This window comes from Hymenobacter coccineus (genome assembly GCF_001816125.1).
GTDB classification, from domain to species: Bacteria; Bacteroidota; Bacteroidia; order Cytophagales; family Hymenobacteraceae; genus Hymenobacter; species Hymenobacter coccineus.
On record NZ_MDZA01000350.1, the window covers coordinates 1 to 237 of the forward strand.

General features: G+C 77.6%; 1 protein-coding gene. It reads left to right on the forward strand.

The window, feature by feature from the left end; genetic code table 11:
• A partial coding sequence (locus tag BEN49_RS28235) for a hypothetical protein (RefSeq protein ID WP_204376148.1) occupies nucleotides 1-237 on the forward strand: 237 nt, incomplete at both ends.

Sequence of the window (237 nt, forward strand, 5' to 3'; positions counted from 1 at the left end):
CCGCGACGCCGGCGGCGAGCGCCAGCTCCTGAGCGTGCCCCTGCCCGACGACGAGCCGGTGCACGTGCTGCGGGTGGTGTGCCCGTCCATGGCCCACGGGTACCTGCTGCGCGTGCCGCCCCACGTGCGCACCTGCCGCCGCGACGCCGGCGGCGAGCGCCAGCTCCTGAGCGTGCCCCTGCCCGACGACGAGCCGGTGCACGTGCTGCGGGTGGTGTGCCCGTCCATGGCCCACGG